Here is a 25,991-nt window from a genome sequence, read left to right as displayed (position 1 = left end):
TGGGGAGTCCTGTTGGCTTACAATCTCATTAGAATAGTGATGATAGAGGCCTGTGCAGCAGAAGAGCCATTAACGCCAACGAGGCTAAGCTTTAGCCACTGCTTGTGGCACGTGACCACCTTCCTAGCCAGGTTGCCAATGAGTAGCCCCGGCAACTTGCCCAAGCACTATGCAGCACTACTGGAAACACTGCGAATGCTTACGCTCCCGGCGTCTCGGCCTGATAGAGTTTACCCTCGAGAAGTCAGGCGGAAACCCACCAAGTATCCATTTAAAAAGAAATGCCAGTCAGCTTAACTGACTGGCATTACGCCGAAGCGTGCTTTTTTAGTCAACTTGCGACTAATTAGTGATCGTGAGCATCACCAGCCCCTTTCGGGAAGCGAATACTTTCGACCAAGTCTTGAACGTCTTGTGGCACTTCTGCAGTCACTTTATTCACCGCAATAGAAACCACGAAGTTCACCAACATACCCAAGGTACCGATACCCTCTGGTGAGATACCAAACCACCAGTTTGCTGGCACGTTGGCCGCTGGGTTAATGAACTTGAAGTAGATAATGTAGGCTGAGGTAAACAAGATACCCGCCAACATACCGGCAATCGCGCCTTCTTTATTCATCCGTTTGTAGAAGATCCCAAGGATAATCGCAGGGAAGAAGCTCGACGCGGCTAAGCCGAAGGCAAACGCCACTACCTGCGCCACAAAGCCCGGCGGATTAATACCCAGATAACCGGCACAGATTACTGCGAGTACTGCCGCACAGCGTGCAGCCAGTAGCTCTTGCTTGTCGGTCATATCCGGTTTAAAGCCTTTTTTGAGTAAGTCGTGGGATATCGATGTGGATATCACCAATAGCAAACCCGCCGCCGTGGACAACGCTGCCGCCAAGCCACCCGCGGCCAGTAGTGCGACTACCCAGTTAGGCAATTGCGCCAACTCTGGAGAGGCCAGTACGATAATGTCGCGGTTAATCGACATCTCGTTACGGTCATCGCCTGAGTAGAACATACGACCATCGCCATTCTTATCTTCCCACTTCACCAGACCGGTTTTGCTCCAGTTATCGATCCAACCTGGAGCCTGCTCCGCAGCTACACCCTTCATCTCAGGTCCGTTAATCGACTCGATCATGTTGACGCGAGCAAAGGCTGCTACCGCTGGTGCAGTGGTGTACAGGATTGCGATGAAGATCAGTGCGTAACCTGCAGAGATACGCGCATCTTTAACCCGAGGTACGGTGAAGAAGCGAATAATTACGTGAGGTAGACCCGCAGTACCTACCATCAGTGCTGCACAAATAAAGAACACGTCGACCGTGGACTTGGAGCCGTCCGTATACTGATTAAACCCGAGCTCTTGAGAGAGCCCATCGACCTTATCCAGCAGATACATCCCCGAGCCATCGGTGACGGTGCTACCAAAGCCTATTTGCGGGAATACATTACCGGTCACCGCCAGCGAGGTAAAAATCGCCGGAACCAAGAAAGCGAAAATCAGTACGCAGTACTGCGCGACCTGGGTGTAGGTAATCCCTTTCATGCCGCCCATCACCGCGTAGAAGAACACGATGGCCATACCGATGATAACGCCGAGGTTAATGTCGACCTCAAGGAAGCGCGAGAACACCACGCCTACCCCACGCATCTGTCCTGCAACATAGGTAAAGGAGACAAAGATTGCGCAGAATACCGCCACCATACGGGCAGTCTGGGAATAGTAACGATCACCGATAAAGTCAGGCACGGTAAACTTACCAAACTTACGCAGATAAGGAGCCAGACATAGCGCCAACAGCACGTAGCCACCGGTCCAACCCATCAAGTACACACCGCCGTCGTAACCAATAAAGGAGATAATCCCCGCCATGGAGATAAAGGATGCTGCCGACATCCAGTCAGCGGCGGTTGCCATACCATTGGCAACCGGGTGTACGCCCTTTCCAGCAACGTAAAACTCGCCTGTAGATGCAGCGCGTGCCCAAATAGCAATACCGATGTAGAGCGAGAAGCTCAAGCCAACCAGTATGAAAGTCCAAGTTTGAATATCCATTTCGTATCCTGCCTACTCTTCTTCTACGCCGTACTTTTTGTCGAGCGCGTTCATTTTCGCTACATAAACAAAGATCAATGCCACGAACACATAAATCGCCCCTTGCTGAGCGAACCAGAAGCCGAGCTTGAAGCCACCCAAGCGTATTGCGTTCAGCTGATCAACCAGCAAAATCCCGCAGACATACGAGACGACAAACCATATGGCCAGCAGTGAGCCCATGATGGTGAGATTTTCTTTCCAGTAGGCTCTCGCCATTTCATCAGATTGAAATGCCATTTCATCCTTCTCCTTGTTAGCTGAAAGGCTATTAACCCACCGCTCAATGGTTAATAATTTGTTACAGCAAAAAGGTAAGCTGCGCACTGTCGTTTGAAACTTAGACTTTGGTATAGCGGCTGCTAGACGATTTGAGTTGGCTCACAGAACCAAAGGGTTTTTAGCTGTTTCTACACCAGAATTGCCACTAAAGTCTGACACTCGATGCATGGCCAAAAGCTCTTGGAGTTACGGGATTTTTTCGAGTTGGGCAAAAAAAAGGCTTTTGCAATGCAAAAGCCTAAAGGAAACGTGCTTGTAAAACCTTCAACACTACTCCCCTCTGATGTAGTGTTCGCCGACCAAAGCAAGAAGGTTTGAAGCTACATGTCTAAAATTATCACCCAAATCTTCAATTGCAACCTTTTATTTACATCTAGATCACATTTACAGCAAGCATTTTGCTGTCTAATCAATAAGGCATGAGGATTGTTTTACGGCGTGATGAATCCAGTTTTCCACAAAAACCGTAAACAACAGTAATTACCGCAATTGCTACAGTAAGTTACTCGTCTGAAAATAAAAATTTCTTAATTTTTAGAACGTTATTTTTACCGTGGTATAGACTTATTTTTGAGCCCTTTGAAATTTTTGTCGCCAACTCACGATCTAAATGTGGGTAAAGTAGTCTTAGGAGGCCTTGGCAATGAGTATTTTCGACCATTATCAAAAGCGCTATGAACTGGCCCAAGAAGAAGAACTTTCGCTAGAGCAATTTTTACAACTTTGTAAAGAAGATCCCGCAACCTATGCAAGTCCCGCCGAACGCCTGTTGATGGCAATCGGTGAACCCGAAACCATAGACACCTCCAAAGACCCCAGATTAAGTAGACTCTTCTCGAACCGTGTGATTTCTCGTTATCCGGCCTTCGCCGACTTCTACGGTATGGAAGACAGCATCGAACAGATTGTCTCCTACTTAAAACACTCCTCCCAAGGCTTGGAAGAGAAGAAGCAAATCCTCTATCTGCTCGGTCCTGTGGGCGGCGGTAAATCGTCGTTAGCCGAGAAGCTAAAGGCTCTGATGCAGCAAGTACCTATTTATAAGCTGAAAGACTCGCCGGTCAACGACCACCCTTTCTGCTTGTTCGACCCCAATGAAGACGGCAAGATTTTGGAGCAGGAGTACGGGATTAACCCACGTCACCTGAGACCGATAATGTCGCCTTGGGCGGCCAAGCGTTTGACTGAGTTCGGTGGCGACATCAGCAAGTTTAAAGTGGTTAAGTGCCACCCCTCTATTCTTCATCAAGTGGGTATCGCTAAAACTGAGCCCGGCGATGAAAACAACCAAGACATCTCCTCGCTGGTGGGCAAGGTCGATATCCGCAAACTGGAACATTTCGCGCAGAACGATCCCGATGCCTACAGCTACTCCGGCGCACTGTGCCGTGCGAACCAAGGCCTGATGGAGTTTGTGGAGATGTTCAAGGCGCCCATCAAGGTGCTACACCCGCTACTTACTGCCACCCAAGAAGGTAACTTCAACGGCACTGAAGGCCTGAGCGCGATACCATTTGATGGCATTATCTTGGCTCACTCCAACGAGTCGGAATGGCAAAGCTTTAGAAACAACAAAAACAATGAGGCCTTCCTTGATCGGGTATACATCGTGAAGGTGCCTTACTGTCTGCGCGTCAATGAAGAAGTAAACATCTATCAAAAGCTGCTAGACAACAGCGAACTGAATACCGCCAAATGCGCGCCGTCTACCCTAGAGCTGCTGGCTCAGTTTTCAGTACTATCACGCCTGAAAGATCCAGAAAACTCCAGCGTGTACTCGAAGATGCGGGTCTACGATGGTGAAACCCTTAAAGACACCGATCCAAAAGCAAAATCCTATCAAGAGTACCGCGACTACGCCGGTGTCGATGAGGGGATGGAAGGGCTATCCACCCGCTTTGCCTTTAAGATCCTATCGCGGGTATTCAACTTCGATACCACCGAGGTGGCCGCTAACCCAGTTCACTTGTTCTATGTGCTAGAGCAGCAAGTGGAGCGTGAGCAGTTCCCGCAAGAGATGGCTGATCGTTATCTTGAGCACCTCAAAGGTTACTTGATTCCTAAATATGTCGACTTCATCGGCAAAGAGATCCAGACCGCCTATCTCGAGTCTTACTCTGAGTACGGTCAGAACATCTTTGACCGCTATGTCACCTACGCCGACTTCTGGATCCAAGACCAAGAATATCGCGACCCCGATACGGGCCAGTTGTTCGACCGAGCCGCCTTGAACGCAGAACTCGAGAAGATCGAAAAGCCTGCGGGTATCAGCAACCCGAAAGACTTCCGCAACGAGATCGTTAATTTCGTACTACGGGCTAAAGCCAGTAACTCAGGTTCAAATCCAAACTGGACCAGCTACGAGAAACTGCGCACCGTTATCGAGAAGAAAATGTTCTCCAATACTGAAGATCTGCTGCCGGTTATCTCGTTCAACACCAAGACCTCGGCGGATGATCAGAAGAAACACGACGACTTTGTCGCGCGTATGATGGAGAAAGGCTACACCCGTAAACAAGTCAGGCTACTGGCTGAGTGGTACCTGCGCGTACGGAAATCCTCGTAGCGAAGGAGGTAAAGGCCTATGGCTCATTTCATCGACCGCCGTCTTAACGGCAAGAACAAAAGCGCTGTCAATCGGCAGCGCTTCTTACGGCGCTACAAGAAACAGATCAAGGAAGCGGTGTCTGATGCCGTCAATCAGCGCAGCATCCAGGATCTGGAAGCCAGTGAGAATATCAGCATCCCCCAGCGGGATATCAACGAACCCTTCTTCCATCAAGGCCAAGGAGGCGACCGCCAGCGGGTGCTGCCTGGCAACGATCAGTTCACCAAGGGCGACAAAGTTGAGCGTCCACCACAAGGCCAAGGTAGCGGCAGCGGCGATGGCGATGCCAGCGACTCCGGCGAAGGCCAAGACGAGTTCCAGTTCAATATATCGAAAGACGAGTACTTGGATATTCTGTTCGACGATTTGGAGCTGCCTAACCTACAAGAAACCGATGTCGATCAGCTTATCGAATATAAAACCTCTCGCGCTGGCTTTACCAATGACGGCGTGCCGAGCAACATTAATATCGTACGCAGCCTGCAATCTTCACTGGCGCGGCGTATCGCTATGGGAGCAAGCAAGCGTTCTCGCCTACGCGAGCTAACCACTCGTTTGGAAGAAGCGCGTAACGACCCTCACTGCCCCCAGCAAGATATTGTCGCCTTAGAGCAGGAGGTGGAAGAGCTTAAGAAGATGCTGGCCGCGATCCCCTTCATTGACACATTCGACCTTAAATTCAATAACTTCGTTAAAACACCAGTGCCCAGTACTCAGGCGGTGATGTTTTGCCTGATGGACGTATCAGGCTCAATGGACCAAGCAACCAAAGATATGGCCAAGCGCTTTTTCTTGTTGCTCTACCTGTTCTTGACCCGCAGCTACGAGAAGATCGAAGTGGTGTTTATTCGCCACCACACCCAAGCCAAAGAGGTGGATGAGCACGAGTTTTTCTACTCTCAGGAAACAGGCGGCACCATCGTATCAAGTGCCCTGCAACTGACTAAGGAGATCATTGAGGAGCGTTATCCTCCCAGCCAATGGAACATCTACGCCGCACAAGCGTCCGATGGCGATAACTGGGCCGATGACTCGCCCAAGTGTCGTCAGCTTCTCGATAAGCATTTGTTACCTGCGGTGCGTCACTACTCGTACATCGAAATCACCAGCCGTGCTCACCAAACGCTATGGCATGAATACGCTGAACTGTCACAGCAGTATGCCAATTTCGCCATTCGCCATGTTAAGCATGCCGAAGAGATCCTGCCCACTTTCCGCGACCTGTTTGCGAAAAAAGTAGCCTGAGGTAGTTATGTCAGCCAACAAGCCCTTACCTGATGGACCGGATTGGACGTTTGACCTTCTGGAAGATTATCACCAGGCTATCGCCGAGGTAGCCAAGCTATATCGCCTAGATACTTACCCCAACCAAATTGAGGTAATCACCGCCGAGCAGATGATGGATGCCTACTCCAGCGTGGGCATGCCCATTGGCTATAACCACTGGTCCTATGGCAAGAAGTTTATTCAAACCGAGCAAACCTATAAGCGCGGCCAGATGGGCTTGGCCTACGAGATAGTGATCAACTCCAGCCCGTGTATCGCCTATTTAATGGAAGAGAACACCCTACCGATGCAGGCATTGGTAATGGCGCACGCCTGCTATGGCCACAACAGCTTTTTTAAGAATAACTACCTGTTTAAGACCTGGACCGACGCCAGCTCTATCATCGATTACCTAGTGTTCGCTAAAAACTACATCAGCGAATGCGAAGCACGCTATGGCGTTGATGAAGTGGAAGAAGTCCTCGACTCCTGCCATGCGCTTATGAATTACGGGGTGGACCGTTACAAACGCCCTAGCCCCATCTCCATGGAAGAGGAAAAGAGCCGTCAACAAGCACGCACCGAGTACTTACAAAGCCAAATCAACGAGCTGTGGCGAACCATTCCGACCAAACAGAAAGATGAAACACTGAAGTCGGTGAAGTTCCCGGCATCCCCTGAGGAGAACATTCTCTACTTTATCGAGAAAAACGCTCCGCTGCTCGAGACCTGGCAACGCGAGATCATCCGCATCGTGCGCAAGATCAGCCAGTACTTCTATCCGCAAAAGCAAACTCAAGTGATGAACGAAGGCTGGGCCACCTTCTGGCATTACACCATCATGAATCACCTGTATGACCACGGGCAGATCACCGAAAAAGTACTGCTGGAAGTGCTACATAGCCACACCTCAGTAGTAATGCAGCCGGAGTACAACAGCCCCTACTACAGCGGAATCAACCCCTACGCACTCGGTTTTGCGATGATGCGTGATATTCGCCGCATCTGTGAACACCCAACCCCGGAGGACTGCCGATGGTTCCCCGACATTGCAGGTAAAGACTGGCTAGAGACCTTGCACTTCGCAATGCATAACTTCAAAGATGAGTCGTTTATCGCTCAGTATTTGTCGCCGCAGGTTATCCGCGATTTTAAACTGTTCACTCTGCACGACGACGATAAGAAGCCCTATCTGGAGATCGACGCTATCCACGATGAGCAGGGCTATCAAGACATTCGCTCTGCGCTGTCTGCCCAATACAACCTCAGCAATATTGAGCCGAATATTCAGGTCTACAATGTCGCGCTGCGCGGCGACCGTTCGCTGACCTTGCGCTATGTCCCCCATCAGGGAATACCTTTGGCCGATAGCCTAGATGAAGTGTTGAAGCATTTGCATAGATTGTGGGGCTTTGAAGTGGTACTTGAGCAAGTGAACCCCAGCGGGAAGGTGGAAATATTAGGGCGCTGTCCTCCAGCGCCCTAATCAAAACTTAGTCTTCCATAATGTCATTTGGCATGCGCTGGCGAACGCGCTGCCAAATGGCGCTACTTTCGATACCATAGCGACGCACCACTTGCAGGGTTTTGTCGTACTCACCTGAGCCGGCTAGTACGCCCAACTGAGTGTAGAAGTCATTGGCCAAGCGGCGTGCTTCAGGGTCGTCGAAGTAGTAGCTACCTACCGATTCGTACAAGCCCTTAAAGCCATTTAAAATCAGTGCGTACAATGGGTTGCCGGAGGCAAACGCAAGACCATGTAGCAAGGTGTAGTCAAACTCTGCATAGACCTTACCTTCCTGTGCCAGCTCGCTATGACGGGCGATCAACTCTTGGCTCTTCTCAGGGTTGTTTTTCAGTGCTGCACGAATAAAGATCACGCTGATGTTAGTGCGCGCAGAAAGCAGCTGCTCAAACAGCTCGGGCACTTGCTCTTTATCCAGCTTGGCTAGGGTTTCAAGGATGTTAAGTCCGGCGGTTTCCCAGAAATTGTTCACTTTGGTGGGTTTACCATGTTGAATGGTCAACCATCCATCACGTGCCAGGCGCTGCAGCACCTCACGCAAGGTGGTGCGGGTCACACCAATAAGCTCGGAGAGCTCACGCTCTGCGGGCAAAATGGAACCGGGCGCAAATCGGTTATTCCAGATTGATTCGATGATGTATTGTTCTGCAAAGCCTGCGGGGCTTTTTGCTTTTATTACCATGCCTAGTTCTCTATTACCGCTGTGTTAATGCCCCGCGATAATAGCAAAGCACTGTATAAAGCAAAAGCACTGGTCTGAACTCAAACCTTTGTAAGGCTATGTAAAGTTGTTTAATAGAGCTTGATCACGTCTTGTAACAAGCACTTAGCGCAGGGTAAAGTTGGCTTTCACAATAGCTCGCCCCGAGTGAGTATTTTTTGACCTGAATGTTAAGGTAATAAGGATGTATCAGTTTCTAAGCGACATGCCCAAGCAACGTTGGCCATGGTTGTTATTGGCGTTCTCCGCTTTTGTGCTAGAGCTTACCGCCCTCTTCTTCCAATACGGTCTGAAGCTAGACCCATGCGTGATGTGTGTTTACGAGCGTACCGCGATGATGGGCGTGATGTTTGCGGGGCTGTTGGGCGCTACCTTCCCTCGCACTTGGGTGGCTCGCTTGCTAGGATTCGGCCTGTGGATACCCAGCAGTATCTGGGGCTTGGATCTGGCTATTACCCATACCGACTACCAACTAAACCCGAGTCCGTTTGCCACCTGCGACTTTTTCGCCAGCTATCCAAGCTGGTTCAAGCTAGATGTGTGGTTCCCAGCGGTGTTCAATCCTAACGGCTTCTGTGATGAAATCGACTGGATCTTTATGGGTTGGACCATGCCACAATGGCTGATTGTGGTGTTCGCCGTCTATCTCGGCTTGGCAGCTATCTTTAGCCTGCTTTCGGTTGTCAGCATCTTTAAGAAGTAACCTTCAAGTTATACACGCCCACAATAAAGCCGCTTAATGCGGCTTTTCTTTTATCACTTGCTAGAGAAGTAGGCTTACTCGCAGTCTTCAATCGGCCAGGTAACGATGTAATCCTGCGCAGGGCCTCGCAGCTCACTTTCGCAAATCACCTTACCGCGGATCGAAGCGCCTGCCTGATGCATCTTGGACTTCTTACCTTTATGTAGCAAGGGGTGCCAACTCGGCAGGTCACGCCCCTCCACCAAACGGCGGTAGGCACAGGTGGTCGGCAGCCACTGAAAGGCTTCCATATCATCGAGGGTAATCTTGACGCAGTCGCTGACCTTGGCAAAGCGATTGGGGTAGTCGGAACACTGACAGGTTTTATTGTTCAGCAGTACACAAGCGATGTTGGTAAAGTACAGTTCATCGGTATCTTCATCGATTAGCTTGGACAGACAACACTTACCACAGCCATCGCAAAGGGCTTCCCACTCCTGATCGTTCATCTGGGCCAGGGTTTTACTACGCCAAAATTCGGGTTCTAACACTTACACTACTCGGGTCTGCATGGAAATCTCACCCACCTGCAATTTGATGTCATCACCAACCAGCAAGGGGCCTACGCCTGCGGGCGTGCCTGTGAACAGCACGTCGCCGGGCGCAAGGGTAAAGCAGTGTGAGGCTTGTGACAATAAGGTTGCAATAGAACGCAGCAGTTGCCGCGTATTTCCTTGTTGACGAAGCTCGCCATTGCAGTGAAGCTGCAAGTCCATCTCAGCAAGCGCCCGCAACGCCTCTTTTGAGTCGACCAGCACAAACGGCGATATCGCAGCACTGCCGTCGAAGGCTTTGGCCCGTTCCCAAGGGTGACCACGCTGCTTAAGCTCTGCTTGCACGTCCCGCAATGTCAGGTCCAACCCTGCGGCATAGCCCACAATCGCTTGCTGGCACTCTTCCTCAGAGGCATTGGTCAGGGCTTTGCCAAGCAACACCACGAGTTCCAGCTCAAAATGCACCGCACCTTGATTCCTGGGTATTCCGAGTTGCTCCGATAAACCGACAAAAGCGCTCAGCGGTTTGATAAAGAACATCGCTTCGCTGACAGGCACACCGCCCATTTCCTGCATATGTGCAAGGTAGTTTTGCCCAACGCACACCGCTTTTTGCGGAGTGGGCAGCGCTAAGCGTTCGTCGAAAAAGTGGTGCTGATAGTCAGCCATATTACATCACCGGTGGATAAGCGATAGCATCCGACAGATAGCCAACTGCAGAGACAAAGTAGTAGCTACGATTCCAGCGCATCAGGGTACGGTAGTTGTCGTAAGCCAAGTACACCCTCCCCTCTATACCATCCGGCGCAACCACTGAGGCCATCAAGTCTCGCTGCGGTAAGTCATTGCCATCCATGCGGCGTACGCCTAGGTCTTGCAGATCTGACAAGCTAAGTTGCTTGTCTAGCCCCAACAAGTTCTGGTCGAAGCTCTCTGGCAATCGAACCTGGCGTCCCCAGGTCTGATCGTCATTCCAGCCGTGGGAATGAAGGTAGTTAGCCGCAGAGGCCAAGGCGTCATCGGTATTGCCCCAAATATCCTGTTTACCGTCACCGCTTTGGTCAACCGCATAGGCGAGGAATGAGCTTGGCATAAACTGCACCTGCCCCATCGCGCCCGCCCACGAGCCTTTCATATTCTCGATGGAGATATGCTGTTGCTCCAAAATCTTGAGCGCGTCCATCAACTGGTTAGAGAAGAACTCCTCGCGACGCCCTTCGAACGCCATGGTCGACAGTGCCGACACCACGTTATAGTTACCCATATAGCGACCAAAGTTGGATTCTACGCCCCACAAGGCCACCACAAAGCGCGGTTGAACCTGGTACTTCTCTGCGATTTGCTCTAACGCCGGATAGTGTTTCTTATACAGCGCTCGCGCCTGCTGCACCTTCCACTTAGGCACCGCGCGAGGAATATACTCATCCAGCGTGAGCTTTTTTTCGGGTTGGTTACGGTCAGCCGAGATTGCCCGTGGCACATACTCGGCTTGCGCCAAGGCGGCGCGACTGATCTCTTGGGAAATACCGGCCTCATCAGCACGCTGCTGTAAGGTCTCTATATAGGCTTGAAAATCGGCGTTGGCACTCAAGTTTAGGCAAAAACTGCAGCCCGCCAGCAAAAGGAATCGTTTGATCACCTTTTACCCTCCTTTTTTTGTTGTTCTTGCTTATGTTGCTGGTGTTGTTTGAGGTGGTCAATCGGAGGAGGAGGCAGTTGCAGGTGGTAGCCTTGATCGCTAAGAGAACCTGCCAACTCATCGATTGAGACCTGCACCAAATCCTTTTCCGGGCGCTTGGCCATTAACATTACCAGCTCTAATTGGCCGAGTAATGTCAGTAGTTCCTGAGGAACCTTGGAGAAATCGTCCTTTTTCTCGACATACAAATAGGTTTGTTGCTTTTTGAGGCTTTTATAGACTGCACAGAACATCAAATAACTAGTATCCTTGGGAACTCAGGCTTGAATCAAAAAAACTATAACAGAGTCATTTGTAAACATCATGACTAATCATCGCTAAGCGCAGCAGAAAGGACCCGCAGTTGCAAACATCACCGGATATCGAATTTAAAGGCACTGGCTTCACCCTTACCGTGATTAAGCTAGGCAGCAATAGCTTGGACGCGCTTCAAAACATACTTATGGATAAGATTGCCAAGGCGCCCCACTTTTTTAATTGTGCACCGGTGGTCGTCGATGTCTCACAAGCCGATGATGAACTAGATTTTGCCCAGCTCAAAGAGGTGATCGAGGGACAAGATTTTGTTCCGGTTGGCGTCACCGCTTGTCGCAACCAACAGCAAAAGGACTCGGCACGTAGTGCGGGCTTGGCTGTGATGACAGCGGGCGCCCTGCAAAGTGAGAGCCGACCTGCAAACCCGCCCACTCCCGCTCCTCAATCCGCCAACTCAGCCACAAAAGTTGTGCATGGCCATGTACGCTCGGGCCAGCAAGTTTATGCTGATAGCGGCGATTTGGTCATCGTCGGCTCGGTCAGTAACGGCGCAGAGGTAATCGCCGACGGTGATATTCATATCTATGGCGCGCTGCGCGGACGCGCAATTGCGGGTGCCAAAGGGATTAAACAAGCCAAGATTTTTTGTCAGGACCTGCAAGCAGAATTAGTCTCTATTGCCGGTACCTATTTATTAAATGAACAGATGGTCGAGTCTTTAGCTCGCGCCAGTGTTATTCATATTGAACAGGACAAGCTAGTGATTAGCCCACTGGCTTAGTTACACATTAAAATAAGGATTTCCCATGTCTAAAGTGGTAGTTGTTACCTCCGGTAAAGGTGGCGTCGGAAAAACCACCTCCAGTGCCGCCATTGGCACTGGCCTAGCATTAAGTGGCTTTAAAACCGTTATCATCGATTTTGATATTGGCCTACGCAACCTCGACCTAATTATGGGTTGTGAGCGTCGTGTGGTGTATGACTTTGTTAATGTCATCAAAGGCGAATCAAACCTCAACCAAAGCCTGATTAAAGACAAGCGGGTCGATAACCTTTACGTGCTTCCTGCCTCACAAACCCGTGACAAAGACGCGCTTACCAAAGAAGGCGTGCAAACCGTACTGGATAACCTGCGCGAGATGGAGTTCGACTTCATCATCTGCGACTCACCTGCAGGCATCGAAACTGGCGCAATTATGGCGCTCTACTTCGCCGACGAAGCGATTATCACCACCAACCCAGAGGTGAGCTCGGTGCGCGACTCTGACCGCATCTTGGGTATGCTTAGCAGCAAATCCCTGCGTGCAGAGCAAGGGCTCGAGCCTGTGCGCGAACACCTGCTGCTCACCCGTTACGATCCAAGCCGGGTTAACCGAGGCGATATGTTAAGCGTGGAAGATGTTGAAGAGATCTTGGCTATCCCGCTGTTGGGTGTGATCCCGGAGTCGCAAGCCGTGCTGAAAGCCTCAAACTCGGGTGAGCCGGTTATCCTCGATGATGAGAGCGATGCAGGTAAGGCCTACCGTGATGCGGTAGATCGTTTATTGGGTAAGGAAGTGGATTTCCGTTTTCTGACAGAAGAAAAGAAAGGCTTACTGAGCCGCCTATTTGGAGCATAAGTCATGTCGTTATTGGATTATTTTCGTCAGAGCAAACCGGAAGCTACCGCTAAGCAAGCCAAAGAACGACTGCAGATCATCGTGGCCCACGAGCGCAACCAGCGCAATGGGCCGGATTATCTGCCCGATTTGCAGCGCGATATCTTGGAAGTGATCAAGAAGTACGTTGCGGTTGAGCAGGATGATGTAAAGGTGAGTCTGGATAACCGCAGCGAAGAGCTCAGCGTATTAGAGCTCAACATCACCCTGCCAGATAACCGCTAGGCTATACGTCCAACTCCGCTAATGGCCCTTCCATTAGCGTTTTACGCCAGCCACATAGCACCTGTGGCTGGTTCTCTACACGCCCTTCCCAATGCCAACGCAAGTACTCGTGCATTAGCTTCTTGGTGGCCAGCATGTCCTCGGGAATGCCCTTTTCCGCCGCGATACCCGCAATCATCTCTCGGAACGCTTTCATGGCAGGCTTATAGTTGGGGTAATCAACCATCCGCTTAACCTTCTCGGGATAATCGCTCGCCTCGGTTTGCAAACCCTGCTTAATCAGCTTTATCAAGCGGTTGCCATGGATTTTCACTTCCATCGGTGGCAGCCCCATCGCTTGTAACTGGGTAAAGTTGTTCGGCTGCTTGCGTGCAAGCTCCCACAGCGAGTCGCCCTTCACTACATTGTTAAGCGCCAGATCGCGACGCTCGGCTTCAAGCACGCGCCAGGTAGCCATTGACTTTAACACCGCCAGTTGCTGCGAAGATAGTCGCCAGATGTTCTTCACATCCAGATAGGCCAGCTCAGGGTCATTCTTAAGCAGCTTGGCATCGGCCATGCGTTGGCTCTCTTCGATAGCAGCAGACCACCAGCCAGCATCTTGTAGCTGGGCTTTAAGCTCTTGATAGGCGGGCAGCAGATAGATCACATCCTGCGCAGCATAATTGAGCTGGGCTTGGGTAAGCGGACGCGCCAGCCAATCGGTACGCGCTTCACCTTTATCGACTTGCACCGATAAAAAGTGCTCAACAAAACGCTGGAAGCCCATGCTAGCGCCATGCTCCAAGAAAGCAGCACCCAGTTGGGTATCGAACACACTTAGACCAAAGCCACCAGCCAAGCGATTGATGATCTCCAGATCTTCATTAAACGCGTGCAAAATCCAGTGATGGCGGCGTAACAGCTGCCACATCTCAGTCAGGTCTAGCGTGGTGGGGTCGACCAGATAACAGGTCTCGCCATCGAACACCTGTAACAAACCCAATTTGGCGAAGTAGGTACGGGTGCGGATAAACTCGGTATCGAGCGCCAGCAAAAGCGGCTCAGGCGATTGGAGTAAACGTAGCAGAGGCGCTAATTGCGCCTCTGTTTCAATAAGTTGGTAGCTGTGGTCTGTCAACGCAGCCACTCCTCAAGAAAGCAGGATTTGCCTGCTATTTTAAGGGCTATTGCTCGTCACGCAAAGCGCGACGTAGAATTTTCCCAACATTGGTCTTAGGTAGCTCTTCTCGAAACTCTACTAATTTCGGCACCTTATAAGCGGTGAGGTTCTCTTTACAGTGGGCCAACAGCGCCTCTTCGGTCAGGCTTGCTTCGCGTTTCACCACAAAGACCTTCACCACTTCGCCGCTTACATTGTGCGGCACCCCGACAGCCGCAACCTCTAACACGCCATCGTGCATGGCAACCACTTCTTCAACCTCGTTGGGGAACACATTAAAGCCGGAGACTAGGATCATATCCTTCTTGCGGTCAACGATGTGGAAGAAGCCGTCTTCATCCACCGTGGCGATATCACCGGTGGCAAACCAGCCGTCAGGCATTGCTTCTTTGGTGGCCTGCTCACGTTGCCAATAACCGCGCATCACCTGCGGACCTTGAACCAGCAACTCACCCGCTTCGCCTAAGCTCACTTCTTTGCCGCTCTCATCTACCAGTTTTACATCGGTGGACGGTGCAGGCAGACCAATACTGCCGTTGTAAGCTTCGAGGTTATAGGGACAAACGGTGACCAAGGGGGCACATTCGGTGAGGCCATAGCCCTCAATCAGCCGACAATGAGTTACCGATTGCCAGCGATCGGCCACCGCTTTTTGCACCGCCATACCACCGCCCATCGACAGCCGTAGCTGCGAAAAATCCAGTTTGGAGAATTCTGGATGGTTCACCAGGGCATTGAACAAGGTATTCACCCCGGTAATCGCCGTGAACTTCACTTTTCCCAACTCCTTCACAAAGTTAGGAATATCCCGCGGATTGGTAATCAGCAGGTTCTGGCAGCCGAGCATAAAGAACAGCAGCCCGTTCGCCAGCAATGCGAAGATGTGATAGAGCGGTAAGGCTGTGACCACCAGCTCTTCGTGCTCTCGCAAACAAGGGCCGACGATGGCCTGCGCCTGCAGCAAGTTCGCCACCATGTTGCGGTGAGTAAGCATCGCGCCTTTAGCCACGCCGGTCGTACCACCGGTGTATTGCAAGAACGCCAGGTCTTCTGCTTCAACCTTAGGGCGAATGTATTGCAGGTGTTGGCCCTTGGAGAGCACATAGCGCAGCGACTGTGCCCCCGGAAGATTGTACTTTGGCACCATCTTTTTCACGTACTTGACCACAAAGTTCACCAAGGTGCGCTTGGTGGGAGAGAGCTGATCACCCAAGCTGGTCAAAATCACGTTCTTAACTGGGGTATCGGCTACCACTTCTTCGAGGGTATGAGCGAAGTTAGAGACCAATACGATGGTGGTTGCACCGCTATCGTTTAGCTGATGCTTGAGCTCACGCGGGGTGTACAGCGGGTTAACATTCACCACGGTGACACCGGCGCGCAGTGCACCGAATAAGCAGATCGGGTACTGCAGCAAGTTGGGCATCATAATCGCGACCCGGTCGCCTTTTTGCAGCTTTAATTCATTTTGCAGATACGCGGCGAATGCACGACTTTGCTCTTCGACGCGGCGGTAGGTCATCACTTGACCCATATTGATATAAGCGATTCGGTCGGCATTTTTCGCCACGCTTTCTTCAAATACTTCCAGCAGTGACGGATAGCGAGCAGGATCAATGTCTGCCGGTACATCTTCCGGATAGCGGTTTAGCCAAATCTTATCCACGCAGCTCTCCTCAGGGATCGATTAGTTGATTCTAATTATATGTGCGTTGTGAAGTTTCACCTTGTTAATGGCAGCCTTGCCAAACAAACCTAGAGTTAATGCTCTAGTGCGAAAGTGATTGTTTCACTCAGCATAGAGAATAACAAGGCGATAACATTTAACTAACAAAAGCAATGTTAAAAGTTTTGATGTGGCTCAAATGTTTTAAGCATCCGTTTGATTATTAAAGCGCATTCCTTTGCTGAGCTCATATGCAGATGATGACCCTTACCGACATGGCTTACGTCCAGCTGTTTAAACCATGCCGAGCGTTGGGCTAACACTGAATCTGATAAATAACTGCCTTGCGCAGCCCTTAACAGCAATAGCGGTGCTTGCACAGCCTCGCAGAACACTTGCGCCTGCTGTTCGCTCATCCGAAGTGGTGAGCTCAGTTTCAACCTAGAATCATGGCGCCAATGCCAAACTCTATCGGCTTTGAGTATACCCCGATCCACCAGTAACTGACTGTTTTCATACGACAGTTTTGAACTACTCGCACGAATTTTGACCGCAAAGTCGACAGAGGACAGAGCTCTTACCTTGGGCGTTTGCCGGCGCTGCTCAATCGCTCGCCGAAAATGCGCGACTTGTTGGTCCAGTGGCAGACTAAGCGGCCCTAAGCCATCGATACACACCAGCGCATGAACCAGCTCAGGAAAGGTGGCCGCAAACACCGTTGCAACCAAGGCGCCCAAGGAGTGGCCTACTAGAACTATTGGCTTGCGGGGTTCCAGATGGGTAAGAGCAAGGTGAAGGTCGTCGACATAGTCCGCGAAGTGGTAATAGTCGTCACGATGAGCTGAGTGACCATGGCCAGGCCACTCCAGAGCAACAATGTGCTGCTCGGGCATGACGTCCATCAGTGGGAAAAAGCTCGCCGCGTTATCCATCCAGCCATGCAGTGCGACGATTAAGGTGTCGCTATCTGCCAACTGTTCGATGCAAGCGAGTCCATTGGGCGTGACGAAGTCAGTGCGCTTGACGGATGTGCTAGAGGAGGAATCAGACATCAGAGGGAGACGTGGCGCTAGGCATACAGGTCCACACCGAACAGGGCGTTAATTTCTTGACGCTTAAGCTGGCCATCAACACTACGGTAGTGGTTTATCGCATCGTTGGCCGCACCGGGGGTTGCATCATATTGCACTGAAGCGGCGCCTTGCAGCGTCGCTTCCATATGCGGAGCCCACGGCCGCAACACCCCACCCTTGCGGGCAGGCTGTTCGCTGCTTTGGTCAATCGGCAGGGCCTTAGGCTGGCTCTGCGGCTGTAGACCGTGGTTGACTCCATTGATGCGCATGCCCTACTCCCTTTATCAGCGCACTAACATTGATCTGCCAGAAGCGAGTCTGCGAGAAACGGTTTACTCGCGACCCGGTAGTTTCTTCCACGTGACCTTATCTCGAAGGTACACCGGCTGAGCTTCACTGGCTGGGCAGTGTTTGCCCTTCGCGTAGGCCCATTGACCATAATCAAGCATATCTTGTGCCGATGGATACAAGGGGTTCTCAACGAGCATTGCATTAGGGTAGCGTTGTTGCAACAGCTCAGCGTAGGTCTGCCATCCGGTACCAACCGCACAGGCCGCCACGTCGCTAGCAGACAAGGCCTCCGGCGGGATCACTTGCTCTTCGCCTTGCAAGGTCATCAGGCCATCTACCAAGGCATACTCGCTCAAGTACACTTCATTCATGCGCGCATCGATGGCAGCAAGGCAACGCTCAGCGCCATGCAGGCGAGCTACCGCTTGCGACATAGCTTGCAGGGTTGAGCCGCCAATCATCGGTAAGTCAGCACCAAAAGCCAGCCCCTGCGCGGTTGAAACACCAATGCGCACGCCGGTAAAGCTGCCCGGACCGCGGCCAAATACGATAGCGTCAAGCTGGCTTAAGCCAATTCCGGCCTGGCTTAGGATCTGTTGTACAAAAGGCAGCACCTTCTTGGTATGATCGCGCGGCGCGTACTCTTCAATATGCAGACGCTCGCCTTGGTAATCCAAGGCTACCGAGCAGTTTTCGGTGGCAGTATCCAGGGCCAATAAATTAGCTGTCGCCATTTTTCTCTCTAATAAATTGTTCAACTTTCTTTAAATCGCGGGTGCGTGGCATCGGAGGCAGGCTGGCCACAAAGGTGGCGCCATAGTTGCGATTTACCAAGCGGTTGTCGCAGATGATTACCACGCCTCGGTCCTGCTGATCGCGGATCAAGCGCCCCACCCCTTGCTTGAGGGTGATAGCAGCGTGCGGCAAATATACCTGAGAGAAGGCATCCCCGCCACGCATTCGGCAATCTTCACTCTTCGCTTTCATCAATGGGTCATCCGGCGAGGCGAACGGCAGCTTGTCGATAATCACTAACGATAGCGCATCCCCTGGCACGTCTACCCCTTCCCAGAAGGTTGCAGTAGCCACCAGCACGCTGTTTTCCTCGGCGGTGAAACGCTGCAATAACTCCAACTTAGCCCCTTCGCCTTGTACAAGCACGTTCAGCGAGCTTAGCTCACGTAGCGCTGTAGCGACGCGTTGCGTCATGCTATGGCTGGTACACAAAAAGAAGCAGCGCCCTTGGTTGAGCTCAATCAACGGCTGTAGCTGCGACAACATCAGGTACTCGGCGCGCTGCGCCTTGGTGTCTGGCAGATAGCGCGGTACACACAACAAGCCCTGTGTTTGGTAATCGAAGGGGCTGTCGAGCAGCACCGTTTTCGCCTCCTTGATTCCCAACTGGGTTTGGAAGTGATCAAAGACGCCATTTACCGCCAAGGTTGCGGAGGTAAACACCCACGCTGCCTCACGCGCTTCAGCCTCAGTGGCAAAGCGCTCCGCGATATTGAGCGGAGTCAGATGCAGGGAAAAGTGTAAACGGGTGGTCTCGTACCAATAGCTAAACCCGGTTTGGTCCACATCCATCACCTTGGCCAGCAGTGCGCGCTGCGAGGCCAGACGTTCAAAGCAGCTATCCGCCAGCTCGCTGCGCCCCAGCGCTAGCTTGAGCACTTGATAGACGAACTCCATATCGTCACGTAACCGGGCCATCGCCTCGACAAAGCGAGGTTGCTTAGCCAGCGGGCGCCACTCGCCCTTATCGCGCATCCCCTCAAAGTTAAGCCGGCAATCTTTAAGCTGCTTCTCTAACTTGAGCGCAGCCCGGGCCAGCTGCGCCATATCACGCAACTCGGTTTGGTAGGCCAGATTGACATCGCGACATAAGTCCTGCACCTGACGCGAGGAGAAATGCTCACCGAAGTAGGTGGCAGCAATATCCGGTAACTGGTGGGCCTCATCGAAGATATAGGCATCGACATTGGGCAGCAGCTCGCCAAAGCCGGTCTCTTTTACCGCCATATCGGCAAAGAACAGATGGTGGTTCACCACCACCAGCTCGGCCTCCATCGCGCGGTTGCGCGCCTTCACCAGATAGCAGTCCTTGTAGGATGGGCAATCGCGCCCAAGGCAGTTATCGTTGGTGGAGGTAATCAGATTGGCGATATCGGCCTGCTCGGCCATCGGGCCAAGCTCGGAGATGTCGCCACTGCTTGAGCTCTGCTCCCAGGCTTTGATCTTGGTGAGAATCGACAACGTATGCCTATCCTGACCCGAGCCGGTGTGGGCAAAGCCGTTTAAGCGTTCAATACACAGATAGTTGGCGCGACCTTTGAGCAGCGCCACATGGTGGCCACCGCCTAAGGCTTTCACCATGCGTGGCAAGTCTTTGTTATAGAGCTGATCTTGCAAGGCCTTAGAGCCGGTGCTGATGATGACTTTCTTGCCCGATTCCAAGGCGGGAACCAGATACGCAAAGGTCTTACCGGTACCGGTACCCGCTTCCACCAACAACTGCTGTTGCTGATCCAGCGTTTCGGCCACGGCTTTTGCCATCACTTGCTGTTGAGGACGAGGGGAAAATCCGGGGAGTTTTTTTGCCAAAAGCCCATCGTTGGCAAAGTGTTGCATGGGCGCGCCTTGGGGTCGATTTTAAGTCGGCACACTATAGCAGGCGGCAGCACCTGCGCCAAACGTCAGCGCGCTTCAAACAAACACATCAATATCATGCCCATCATCTTTGGGCTTCTTGCGTTTTTGCTGCTCACCTTTTGGCTTCACCCGCGTTTTTACATCCGCCTGCCCTTCGGCCGCGGTTTTCTTGTAGACCTCACCGGTCTTAATCGGTCGCTCTTTGCGTGTGGGCACTGCAGGCTTAGGTGGTAGTACCTGCCCGATATAATCCTGACTCATAAGCCCCCCAACGTGCTGTCTTTGTATAATTATCGTCCAAGCGCAGCTTTACTTGAATTTTGGGCTTAAAAAACGCTTGCATTTTGTCCGGGGATTGGTAACGATAACGGCACATTTAAGCGCACTAGCGCAGCAAGGAATCAGCAACTATGAACACCAACTTTCTGAAGCATCATCGCCATCATCATCCAGAGTAGCTTTCAGGAGGTTTGCTGCTGGAAGTGAAATTTGAACTTCCGGTGGTGTTAAAACAGTCAAATTTATAACCCTCGGAAGGTCAGCCCTCCGGGGGTTTTTAATTTAAAGAATAGGGAAAACAATGACTGAACAAACACGACTACGCATCGCCATTCAAAAATCTGGACGTTTGAGCGATGACTCACAAGCCCTGCTAAAAAGCTGCGGTATGAAGATCAACCTTCGTCAGCAGCGCCTGATCGCCCACTCTGAAAACATGCCTATCGACCTACTGCGGGTTCGCGATGACGATATCCCCGGCCTGGTAATGGACGGCGTGGTTGACCTCGGTATCGTTGGCGAAAACGTACTCGAAGAAGAAACCATGCTACGTACTGCCCAAGCCGAGCCCACCGACTGTGACGTACTTAAGCGTCTCGACTTCGGCGGCTGTCGCTTCTCACTGGCGGTGCCAGAAGAGTTCGATTACACCGGCCCGCAGTGCCTGGCCAACACCCGTATCGCCACCTCTTACCCCGGCATCCTAAAGCGCTACCTCGACGAGCAAGGCGTGCCCTTCTCTACCTGTATGCTAAACGGCTCGGTGGAAGTTGCCCCGCGCGCAGGCCTGGCCGACGCCATCTGTGACTTGGTATCGACCGGCGCGACCTTGGAAGCCAATGGCCTGAAAGAAGTAGAGGTTATCTACCGCTCACAAGCGGTACTGATCAAATCCAAGCGCCAGCTTGAGCCTGAGATGCAAGCCTTCCTCGATAAAATCCTGCTGCGTATGCAAGGCATGATGGAAGCCAAAGAGAGCAAGTACATCATGCTGCACGCGCCTAAGACCAAGCTGGATGAAGTGATTGAGCTGCTGCCTGGTAGCGAGAACCCGACCGTACTGGATCTGGCCAGCGATACCGACAAAGTTGCCCTGCATGTGGTATCCACCGAGAACCTGTTCTGGGAGACGATGGAGAAACTTAAAGCGCTAGGCGCGAGCTCCATTCTGGTAATGCCAATCGAGAAAATGTTGAGATAAGCATGCAAGTCGTTAATTGGAATCAACTGGCGCAAGATGACAAGCAAGCCGTGCTTTCGCGCCCTGCCGTAGCGGCGGGTGGCGATGTCAGCAGCATTGTAAGCGAGGTTATCACAGCAGTACGTCAGCAAGGCGATAGTGCCCTGATTGAGTACGCCAAGCGCTTCGACAATACCGAGCTCACTCAGGTTTGCCTGAGCGAGCAGGACATACGTAACGCGGAGCAAGGACTCAGTGAGGAATTCAAGGCCGCAGTGGCTCAGGCGAAAGCCAACATACAAGCCTTCCACCAAGCTCAAAAGCCAAAGACTGTGGTACTGGAAACACAGCCAGGAGTGGTCTGTGAACAGCACTCGGCGCCCATCGAGCGAGTCGGACTCTACGTGCCAGGCGGTACAGCTCCCCTGCCTTCAACTGTCTTGATGCTGGCAGTGCCCGCGCAGATTGCCGGTTGTGACAAAGTGGTACTGTGCTCGCCGCCGCCGATTGCCCCAGAGATTGTCTACACAGCCGCACTGTGTGGCGTGGACGAAATCTACTGCGCCGGTGGCGCGCAGGCTGTTGCCGCGATGGCCTTTGGTACGGAAACCGTCGCCAAAGTGGACAAGATCTTCGGTCCCGGCAACGCCTTTGTGACCGAGGCTAAACAGCAGGTCAGCAAAGACCACGCTGGCGCGGCGATTGATATGCCCGCAGGCCCATCGGAAGTGCTGGTGATTGCTGACGCCAACGCCAATGCTGCCTATGTCGCCGCCGATTTGCTATCGCAAGCCGAGCACGGCCCTGACTCTCAGGTGATTCTGGTTACCGACTGCCAAGCTCAAGCCGACGCAGTAAATGCCGAGCTAGAGCGCCAGTTGGCGCTACTCAGCCGTGGCAACATTGCCGACCAAGCACTGTCGCACAGCACCGCAGTGTTAGTGGACTCCATCGAGCAAGCCATTGAGGTGAGCAACGAGTACGGTCCGGAGCACTTAATCGTGCAAACCGAGGCGCCACGGGCGCTGCTGCCTAAGCTCAAGCACGCCGGTAGCATCTTCTTGGGCGAGTACACGCCGGAGTCGGTGGGCGATTATGCCAGTGGCACCAACCACACCCTACCCACCTATGGCTATACCCGTAACTACAACAGCTTGGGCACCGCTGATTTTATGAAGCGCTACACCGTGCAGGAAGTTAGCCGCGAAGGCCTACAAGGGCTGCGCGATGCGGTCGTACCGCTAGCCAATGCCGAAGGGCTGGATGCACACCGCCGTGCGCTTACCCTGCGCCTTGGGGAGGAACGCTAATGTCTTTGGAAAAACTGGCACGCGACAACGTGCAAAAGCTGACGCCCTACCAAAGTGCGCGCCGTATCGGCGGCAGCGGTGAAGTATGGCTGAACGCCAACGAAAGCCCCGATTGCCAAGCCTTTTCGCTAAGCGATAACGAGCTAAACCGCTATCCAGAGTTTCAGCCGGAAGCCTTGATTGATGGCTACGCCAACTATGCTGGCGTAGACAGCAGCCAAGTGCTGGCCAGCCGCGGCGCCGATGAAGCGATTGAGGTGCTTATTCGCACCTTCTGTGAGCCGGGCGTTGATCGCATCCTGATCTGCCCACCCACCTACGGCATGTATACCGTTAGCGCTGAAACCATTGGCGTTGAGATCGCTAAACTCGAGCTCGATGCGCAGTTCAACGTGGATTACGACGGGCTGTGTCAGGCTGATGCCAAGCTGATTTTTTTGTGCGCACCGAACAACCCAACCGGCAATATGCTCGACCACAACAAGCTCTGCCAAGTGCTCGAAGCCCAAAGCGACAAAGCCATCGTGGTGGTCGATGAAGCCTACATCGAGTTTATCCCCGAACAAACCGTGGTGCCGCTGATTAAGCGCTACCCGAACTTGGTGGTTATCCGCACCCTGAGCAAAGCCTTTGCGCTAGCAGGTCTGCGTTGCGGCTTTACGGTGGCCGACCCAGAAGTAATCGCACTGATGATGAAGGTGATCGCCCCCTACCCGGTGCCACGCCCCATCGCCGATATCGCCGCTCAAGCGCTCAGCGCCGAGGGGCTGGATGTGATGCGCAGTCGAGTGAACGAGCTTAACCGCCTGCGCAGCGAAGCGGTCGACACCCTAAGCGGCTTAAAGATGGTGAGCGAGGTATTCCCGGCTACCGGTAACTATGTGCTGGCGCGTTTTAGCGATTCAGCTTCAGTGTTTAAGGCCATGGGCGAGCGCGGTATTGTACTACGAGACTTCGCCAACAAACCGCGCTTAGAGGGCTGCATTCGAATCAGCATCGGTGATGCCAGCGAGATGGCGCAAACTCTGACTGCATTGCGCGAGTTGGACGCCCTGTAACGGCATGGGCCTAATAAACCAGGCCCACATTATAAGAACAGAATAAAGCAACAAGGACTCACGTTGTGAACACACAGAAAATTCTATTCATCGACCGCGATGGCACCCTTATCGATGAGCCCATCACCGATAAGCAGGTAGACAGCCTCGAGAAGGTCAAACTTGAGCCACAGGTGATCCCTGTTTTGCTTAAGCTACAAGCTGCCGGTTACCGTTTGGTCATGGTTAGCAACCAAGATGGCCTGGGTACCGACAGCTTCCCCACCGCCGACTTCGAGCTGGCGCAAAACTACATGATGGACATCTTCACCTCGCAAGGCGTGGTGTTCGACGAGGTGTTGATTTGCCCGCACTTCCCAGAAGATAACTGCAGCTGCCGCAAGCCCAACCTAGGGCTGGTTAAAGGCTACCTGCGCAGCGGCGTGATCGACTTTGCCAACTCCTTTGTGATTGGTGATCGCGAAACCGACGTGCAGCTGGCCGAGAACATGGGCTTGGAGGGCATTCAGTACAACCGCGAAAGCATGGACTGGCCTGCCATTGAGCGCCGCCTTACCCAGCTTGGCCGCAAGGCGACCATCGAGCGCAACACCAAGGAGACCCAAATCAAGATTGCGGTCGACTTGGACAACGCCGGCGGCAATCAAATCGACACCGGCCTTGGCTTTTTTGATCACATGCTTGATCAAATCGCCACCCACGGCGGCTTTCAGCTACAGGCTAAAGTGGTTGGTGATTACCACATCGATGATCACCACAGCGTGGAAGACACCGCCATTGCCTTGGGCAATGCGTTAAAAGAAGCCCTTGGCGATAAGCGTGGCATTGGCCGCTTTGGCTTTGTTCTGCCAATGGATGAGTGTCTGGCACAATGTGCCCTCGACCTTAGCGGCCGTGCCCACCTTGAGTTTAACGCCGACTTCCCACGCGAGAATATCGGCGATTTTGCCACCGAGATGGTGCCGCACTTCTTCCGCTCACTCTCCGATGCCATGGCTTGTACCCTGCACCTGGAGACCACCGGCAAGAATACCCATCACATGGTAGAAGCACTATTTAAAGTATTCGGCCGCGCCCTGGGCCAAGCGATTATTAAATCTGGCGATGCCCTGCCTAGCAGCAAAGGCATGTTGTAGGAGAAACGATGATAGTCATTATTGATACCGGTTGTGCCAACCTAAGCTCGGTCAAATTCGCCGTTGAGCGTTTGGGCTACAAGGTGGTGATCTCCAAAGAGCGCGAAGACATCCTTGGCGCCGACAAGCTGTTCCTACCCGGCGTAGGTACTGCCACCGAGGCCATGGAAAACCTGCGCCAACGCGGCCTGATTGAGCTGGTCAAGCAAGTGGATAAACCGCTACTTGGGATCTGCCTAGGCATGCAAATGCTGGCAGAGTTCTCCATCGAAGGCGGTGCGAAGCAAGCGGATGAGCCTGTTCCATGTTTGGGCCTGGTGCCCGGCACCGTTAGTCTGATGGAGCCCGCCCCCGGTCAGCGCCTACCGCATATGGGCTGGAACCAGATCCAACCGCAAAGCGATCACCCGCTGTTTAAAGATATCGAACCGGGCAGCTACTTCTACTTTGTTCACAGCTATGCCCTGCCGGTTGGCGAGCACACCCTAGCGGAATGTGATTACGGCAATGCCTTCACCGCTGCAGTGGGCCGCGATAACTTCTTCGGCGTGCAGTTCCACCCTGAGCGCAGTGGCAAGGCCGGTGCCCAACTGATTAAGAATTTCTTGGAGATGTAA

26 protein-coding genes and 1 other annotated feature are annotated in these 25,991 nt (G+C 52.5%); of the genes, 12 read left to right on the top strand and 14 right to left on the bottom strand.

Translation table 11 applies throughout. The features are described 5' to 3' along the window. Window positions 1-346 precede the first annotated feature (346 nt). Together G462_RS0116455 and G462_RS0116450 are read right to left on the bottom strand one after the other, a co-directional pair. Window positions 347-2,053 carry a sodium:solute symporter family protein gene (locus tag G462_RS0116455; protein WP_026959966.1) on the bottom strand — a complete coding sequence of 569 codons (1,707 nt, stop codon included), beginning with the start codon at window positions 2,051-2,053 and terminating at the stop codon, window positions 347-349. Window positions 2,054-2,065: 12 nt separating this feature from the next. After that, complete coding sequence (locus G462_RS0116450; RefSeq protein WP_026959965.1) at window positions 2,066-2,332, bottom strand: DUF4212 domain-containing protein; 267 nt, start codon at window positions 2,330-2,332, stop codon at window positions 2,066-2,068. A gap of 685 nt (window positions 2,333-3,017) precedes the next feature. On the opposite strand from G462_RS0116450, the gene G462_RS0116440 reads away from it, so the two are divergent. Genes G462_RS0116440 through G462_RS0116430 form a run of 3 tightly spaced genes read left to right on the top strand, consistent with a single transcriptional unit; the run spans window position 3,018 to window position 7,734 of the window. Beyond that, window positions 3,018-4,940, top strand: coding sequence for a PrkA family serine protein kinase (locus G462_RS0116440; RefSeq protein ID WP_026959964.1), 1,923 nt, complete (start codon window positions 3,018-3,020; stop codon window positions 4,938-4,940). A gap of 18 nt (window positions 4,941-4,958) precedes the next feature. Next, complete coding sequence (locus tag G462_RS0116435) at window positions 4,959-6,227, top strand: YeaH/YhbH family protein (protein ID WP_026959963.1); 1,269 nt, start codon at window positions 4,959-4,961, stop codon at window positions 6,225-6,227. Window positions 6,228-6,234: 7 nt separating this feature from the next. Then, a complete protein-coding gene (locus G462_RS0116430; protein WP_026959962.1) occupies window positions 6,235-7,734 on the top strand; it encodes a SpoVR family protein in 1,500 nt (499 codons plus the stop codon). A 7-nt stretch (window positions 7,735-7,741) separates the two neighbouring features. Here G462_RS0116430 and fadR read toward each other — a convergent pair whose 3' ends face one another. Beyond that, window positions 7,742-8,455 carry a fatty acid metabolism transcriptional regulator FadR gene (fadR, locus tag G462_RS0116425; RefSeq protein WP_026959961.1) on the bottom strand — a complete coding sequence of 238 codons (714 nt, stop codon included), beginning with the start codon at window positions 8,453-8,455 and terminating at the stop codon, window positions 7,742-7,744. Window positions 8,456-8,678: 223 nt separating this feature from the next. Here fadR and dsbB point away from each other — a divergent pair, with 223 nt between their 5' ends. Then, window positions 8,679-9,197 carry a disulfide bond formation protein DsbB gene (gene dsbB / locus G462_RS0116420; RefSeq protein WP_026959960.1) on the top strand — a complete coding sequence of 173 codons (519 nt, stop codon included), beginning with the start codon at window positions 8,679-8,681 and terminating at the stop codon, window positions 9,195-9,197. Between the two features lie 74 nt (window positions 9,198-9,271). On the opposite strand, the gene G462_RS0116415 is transcribed toward dsbB, so the two are convergent. From G462_RS0116415 to G462_RS23110, 4 genes are read right to left on the bottom strand one after another with little or no spacing between them, the layout of a single operon-like run. After that, window positions 9,272-9,727 (bottom strand): YcgN family cysteine cluster protein, encoded by a 456-nt coding sequence (locus tag G462_RS0116415; RefSeq protein ID WP_026959959.1) that lies wholly within the window; start codon window positions 9,725-9,727, stop codon window positions 9,272-9,274. Next, window positions 9,728-10,399 carry a fumarylacetoacetate hydrolase family protein gene (locus G462_RS0116410; RefSeq protein ID WP_026959958.1) on the bottom strand — a complete coding sequence of 224 codons (672 nt, stop codon included), beginning with the start codon at window positions 10,397-10,399 and terminating at the stop codon, window positions 9,728-9,730. 1 nt (window position 10,400) lies between these two features. After that, a complete protein-coding gene (locus tag G462_RS0116405) occupies window positions 10,401-11,369 on the bottom strand; it encodes a lytic murein transglycosylase (RefSeq protein ID WP_211234233.1) in 969 nt (322 codons plus the stop codon). After that, window positions 11,366-11,662 carry a YcgL domain-containing protein gene (locus tag G462_RS23110; protein WP_035478065.1) on the bottom strand — a complete coding sequence of 99 codons (297 nt, stop codon included), beginning with the start codon at window positions 11,660-11,662 and terminating at the stop codon, window positions 11,366-11,368. Before G462_RS23110 ends, G462_RS0116405 begins: the two co-directional genes overlap by 4 nt. A gap of 110 nt (window positions 11,663-11,772) precedes the next feature. On the opposite strand from G462_RS23110, the gene minC reads away from it, so the two are divergent. The 3 genes from minC to minE are packed head-to-tail and all read left to right on the top strand — an operon-like array spanning window position 11,773 to window position 13,567. After that, complete coding sequence (gene minC, locus G462_RS0116395) at window positions 11,773-12,465, top strand: septum site-determining protein MinC (RefSeq protein ID WP_026959956.1); 693 nt, start codon at window positions 11,773-11,775, stop codon at window positions 12,463-12,465. A 25-nt stretch (window positions 12,466-12,490) separates the two neighbouring features. Then, window positions 12,491-13,303 (top strand): septum site-determining protein MinD, encoded by an 813-nt coding sequence (gene minD, locus G462_RS0116390; protein ID WP_026959955.1) that lies wholly within the window; start codon window positions 12,491-12,493, stop codon window positions 13,301-13,303. 3 nt (window positions 13,304-13,306) lie between these two features. After that, window positions 13,307-13,567 (top strand): cell division topological specificity factor MinE, encoded by a 261-nt coding sequence (minE, locus tag G462_RS0116385; protein ID WP_026959954.1) that lies wholly within the window; start codon window positions 13,307-13,309, stop codon window positions 13,565-13,567. Between the two features lies 1 nt (window position 13,568). Here the strand turns inward: minE and rnd are convergent, their stop codons facing one another. The 7 genes from rnd to G462_RS0116350 form a co-directional block, all read right to left on the bottom strand. After that, on the bottom strand, window positions 13,569-14,687 hold the full coding sequence (rnd, locus tag G462_RS0116380; protein WP_051326808.1) for a ribonuclease D: 1,119 nt from the start codon (window positions 14,685-14,687) through the stop codon (window positions 13,569-13,571). A 46-nt stretch (window positions 14,688-14,733) separates the two neighbouring features. Then, window positions 14,734-16,395 (bottom strand): long-chain-fatty-acid--CoA ligase FadD, encoded by a 1,662-nt coding sequence (gene fadD, locus G462_RS0116375; protein WP_026959952.1) that lies wholly within the window; start codon window positions 16,393-16,395, stop codon window positions 14,734-14,736. A gap of 176 nt (window positions 16,396-16,571) precedes the next feature. Next, entirely contained in the window at window positions 16,572-17,447 is an 876-nt protein-coding gene (locus G462_RS23105; protein WP_084405099.1) for an alpha/beta fold hydrolase, read from the bottom strand. 17 nt (window positions 17,448-17,464) lie between these two features. Beyond that, window positions 17,465-17,737: a hypothetical protein gene (locus G462_RS23100; RefSeq protein ID WP_035478060.1), complete on the bottom strand. Its 273-nt coding sequence runs from the start codon at window positions 17,735-17,737 to the stop codon at window positions 17,465-17,467. Window positions 17,738-17,800: 63 nt separating this feature from the next. After that, a complete protein-coding gene (gene tsaB, locus G462_RS0116360) occupies window positions 17,801-18,493 on the bottom strand; it encodes a tRNA (adenosine(37)-N6)-threonylcarbamoyltransferase complex dimerization subunit type 1 TsaB (protein ID WP_026959951.1) in 693 nt (230 codons plus the stop codon). Continuing rightward, a complete protein-coding gene (yoaA, locus tag G462_RS0116355) occupies window positions 18,480-20,390 on the bottom strand; it encodes a DNA repair helicase YoaA (protein WP_026959950.1) in 1,911 nt (636 codons plus the stop codon). Before yoaA ends, tsaB begins: the two co-directional genes overlap by 14 nt. 75 nt (window positions 20,391-20,465) lie before the next feature. Beyond that, window positions 20,466-20,672, bottom strand: coding sequence for a hypothetical protein (locus G462_RS0116350; RefSeq protein WP_026959949.1), 207 nt, complete (start codon window positions 20,670-20,672; stop codon window positions 20,466-20,468). Between the two features lie 172 nt (window positions 20,673-20,844). Continuing rightward, window positions 20,845-20,973 (top strand) — a sequence feature (His leader region). 18 nt (window positions 20,974-20,991) lie between these two features. Between G462_RS0116350 and hisG the strand changes: the two genes are divergently transcribed. From hisG to hisH, 5 genes are all read left to right on the top strand, one after another. Then, the gene (gene hisG / locus G462_RS0116345; protein WP_026959948.1) at window positions 20,992-21,891 is read left to right on the top strand and encodes an ATP phosphoribosyltransferase; all 900 of its coding nucleotides are present in this window, start codon (window positions 20,992-20,994) and stop codon (window positions 21,889-21,891) included. Window positions 21,892-21,893: 2 nt separating this feature from the next. After that, window positions 21,894-23,180 carry a histidinol dehydrogenase gene (gene hisD, locus G462_RS0116340; protein ID WP_026959947.1) on the top strand — a complete coding sequence of 429 codons (1,287 nt, stop codon included), beginning with the start codon at window positions 21,894-21,896 and terminating at the stop codon, window positions 23,178-23,180. Then, window positions 23,180-24,238, top strand: a complete 1,059-nt coding sequence (gene hisC, locus G462_RS0116335; RefSeq protein WP_026959946.1) for a histidinol-phosphate transaminase — start codon at window positions 23,180-23,182, stop codon at window positions 24,236-24,238. The genes hisD and hisC overlap by 1 nt, the downstream gene beginning before the upstream one ends. A 65-nt stretch (window positions 24,239-24,303) precedes the next feature. Next, window positions 24,304-25,374 (top strand): bifunctional histidinol-phosphatase/imidazoleglycerol-phosphate dehydratase HisB, encoded by a 1,071-nt coding sequence (gene hisB, locus G462_RS0116330; RefSeq protein ID WP_026959945.1) that lies wholly within the window; start codon window positions 24,304-24,306, stop codon window positions 25,372-25,374. Window positions 25,375-25,382: 8 nt separating this feature from the next. After that, window positions 25,383-25,991 carry an imidazole glycerol phosphate synthase subunit HisH gene (gene hisH, locus G462_RS0116325; RefSeq protein WP_026959944.1) on the top strand — a complete coding sequence of 203 codons (609 nt, stop codon included), beginning with the start codon at window positions 25,383-25,385 and terminating at the stop codon, window positions 25,989-25,991.

Origin of the sequence: Aliagarivorans taiwanensis DSM 22990, assembly GCF_000429505.1 — a bacterium.
Taxonomy (GTDB): domain Bacteria; phylum Pseudomonadota; class Gammaproteobacteria; order Enterobacterales; family Celerinatantimonadaceae; genus Aliagarivorans; species Aliagarivorans taiwanensis.
Note: the sequence above shows the minus strand (reverse complement) of the source record. Positions and strands in the feature narration are given on the sequence as shown.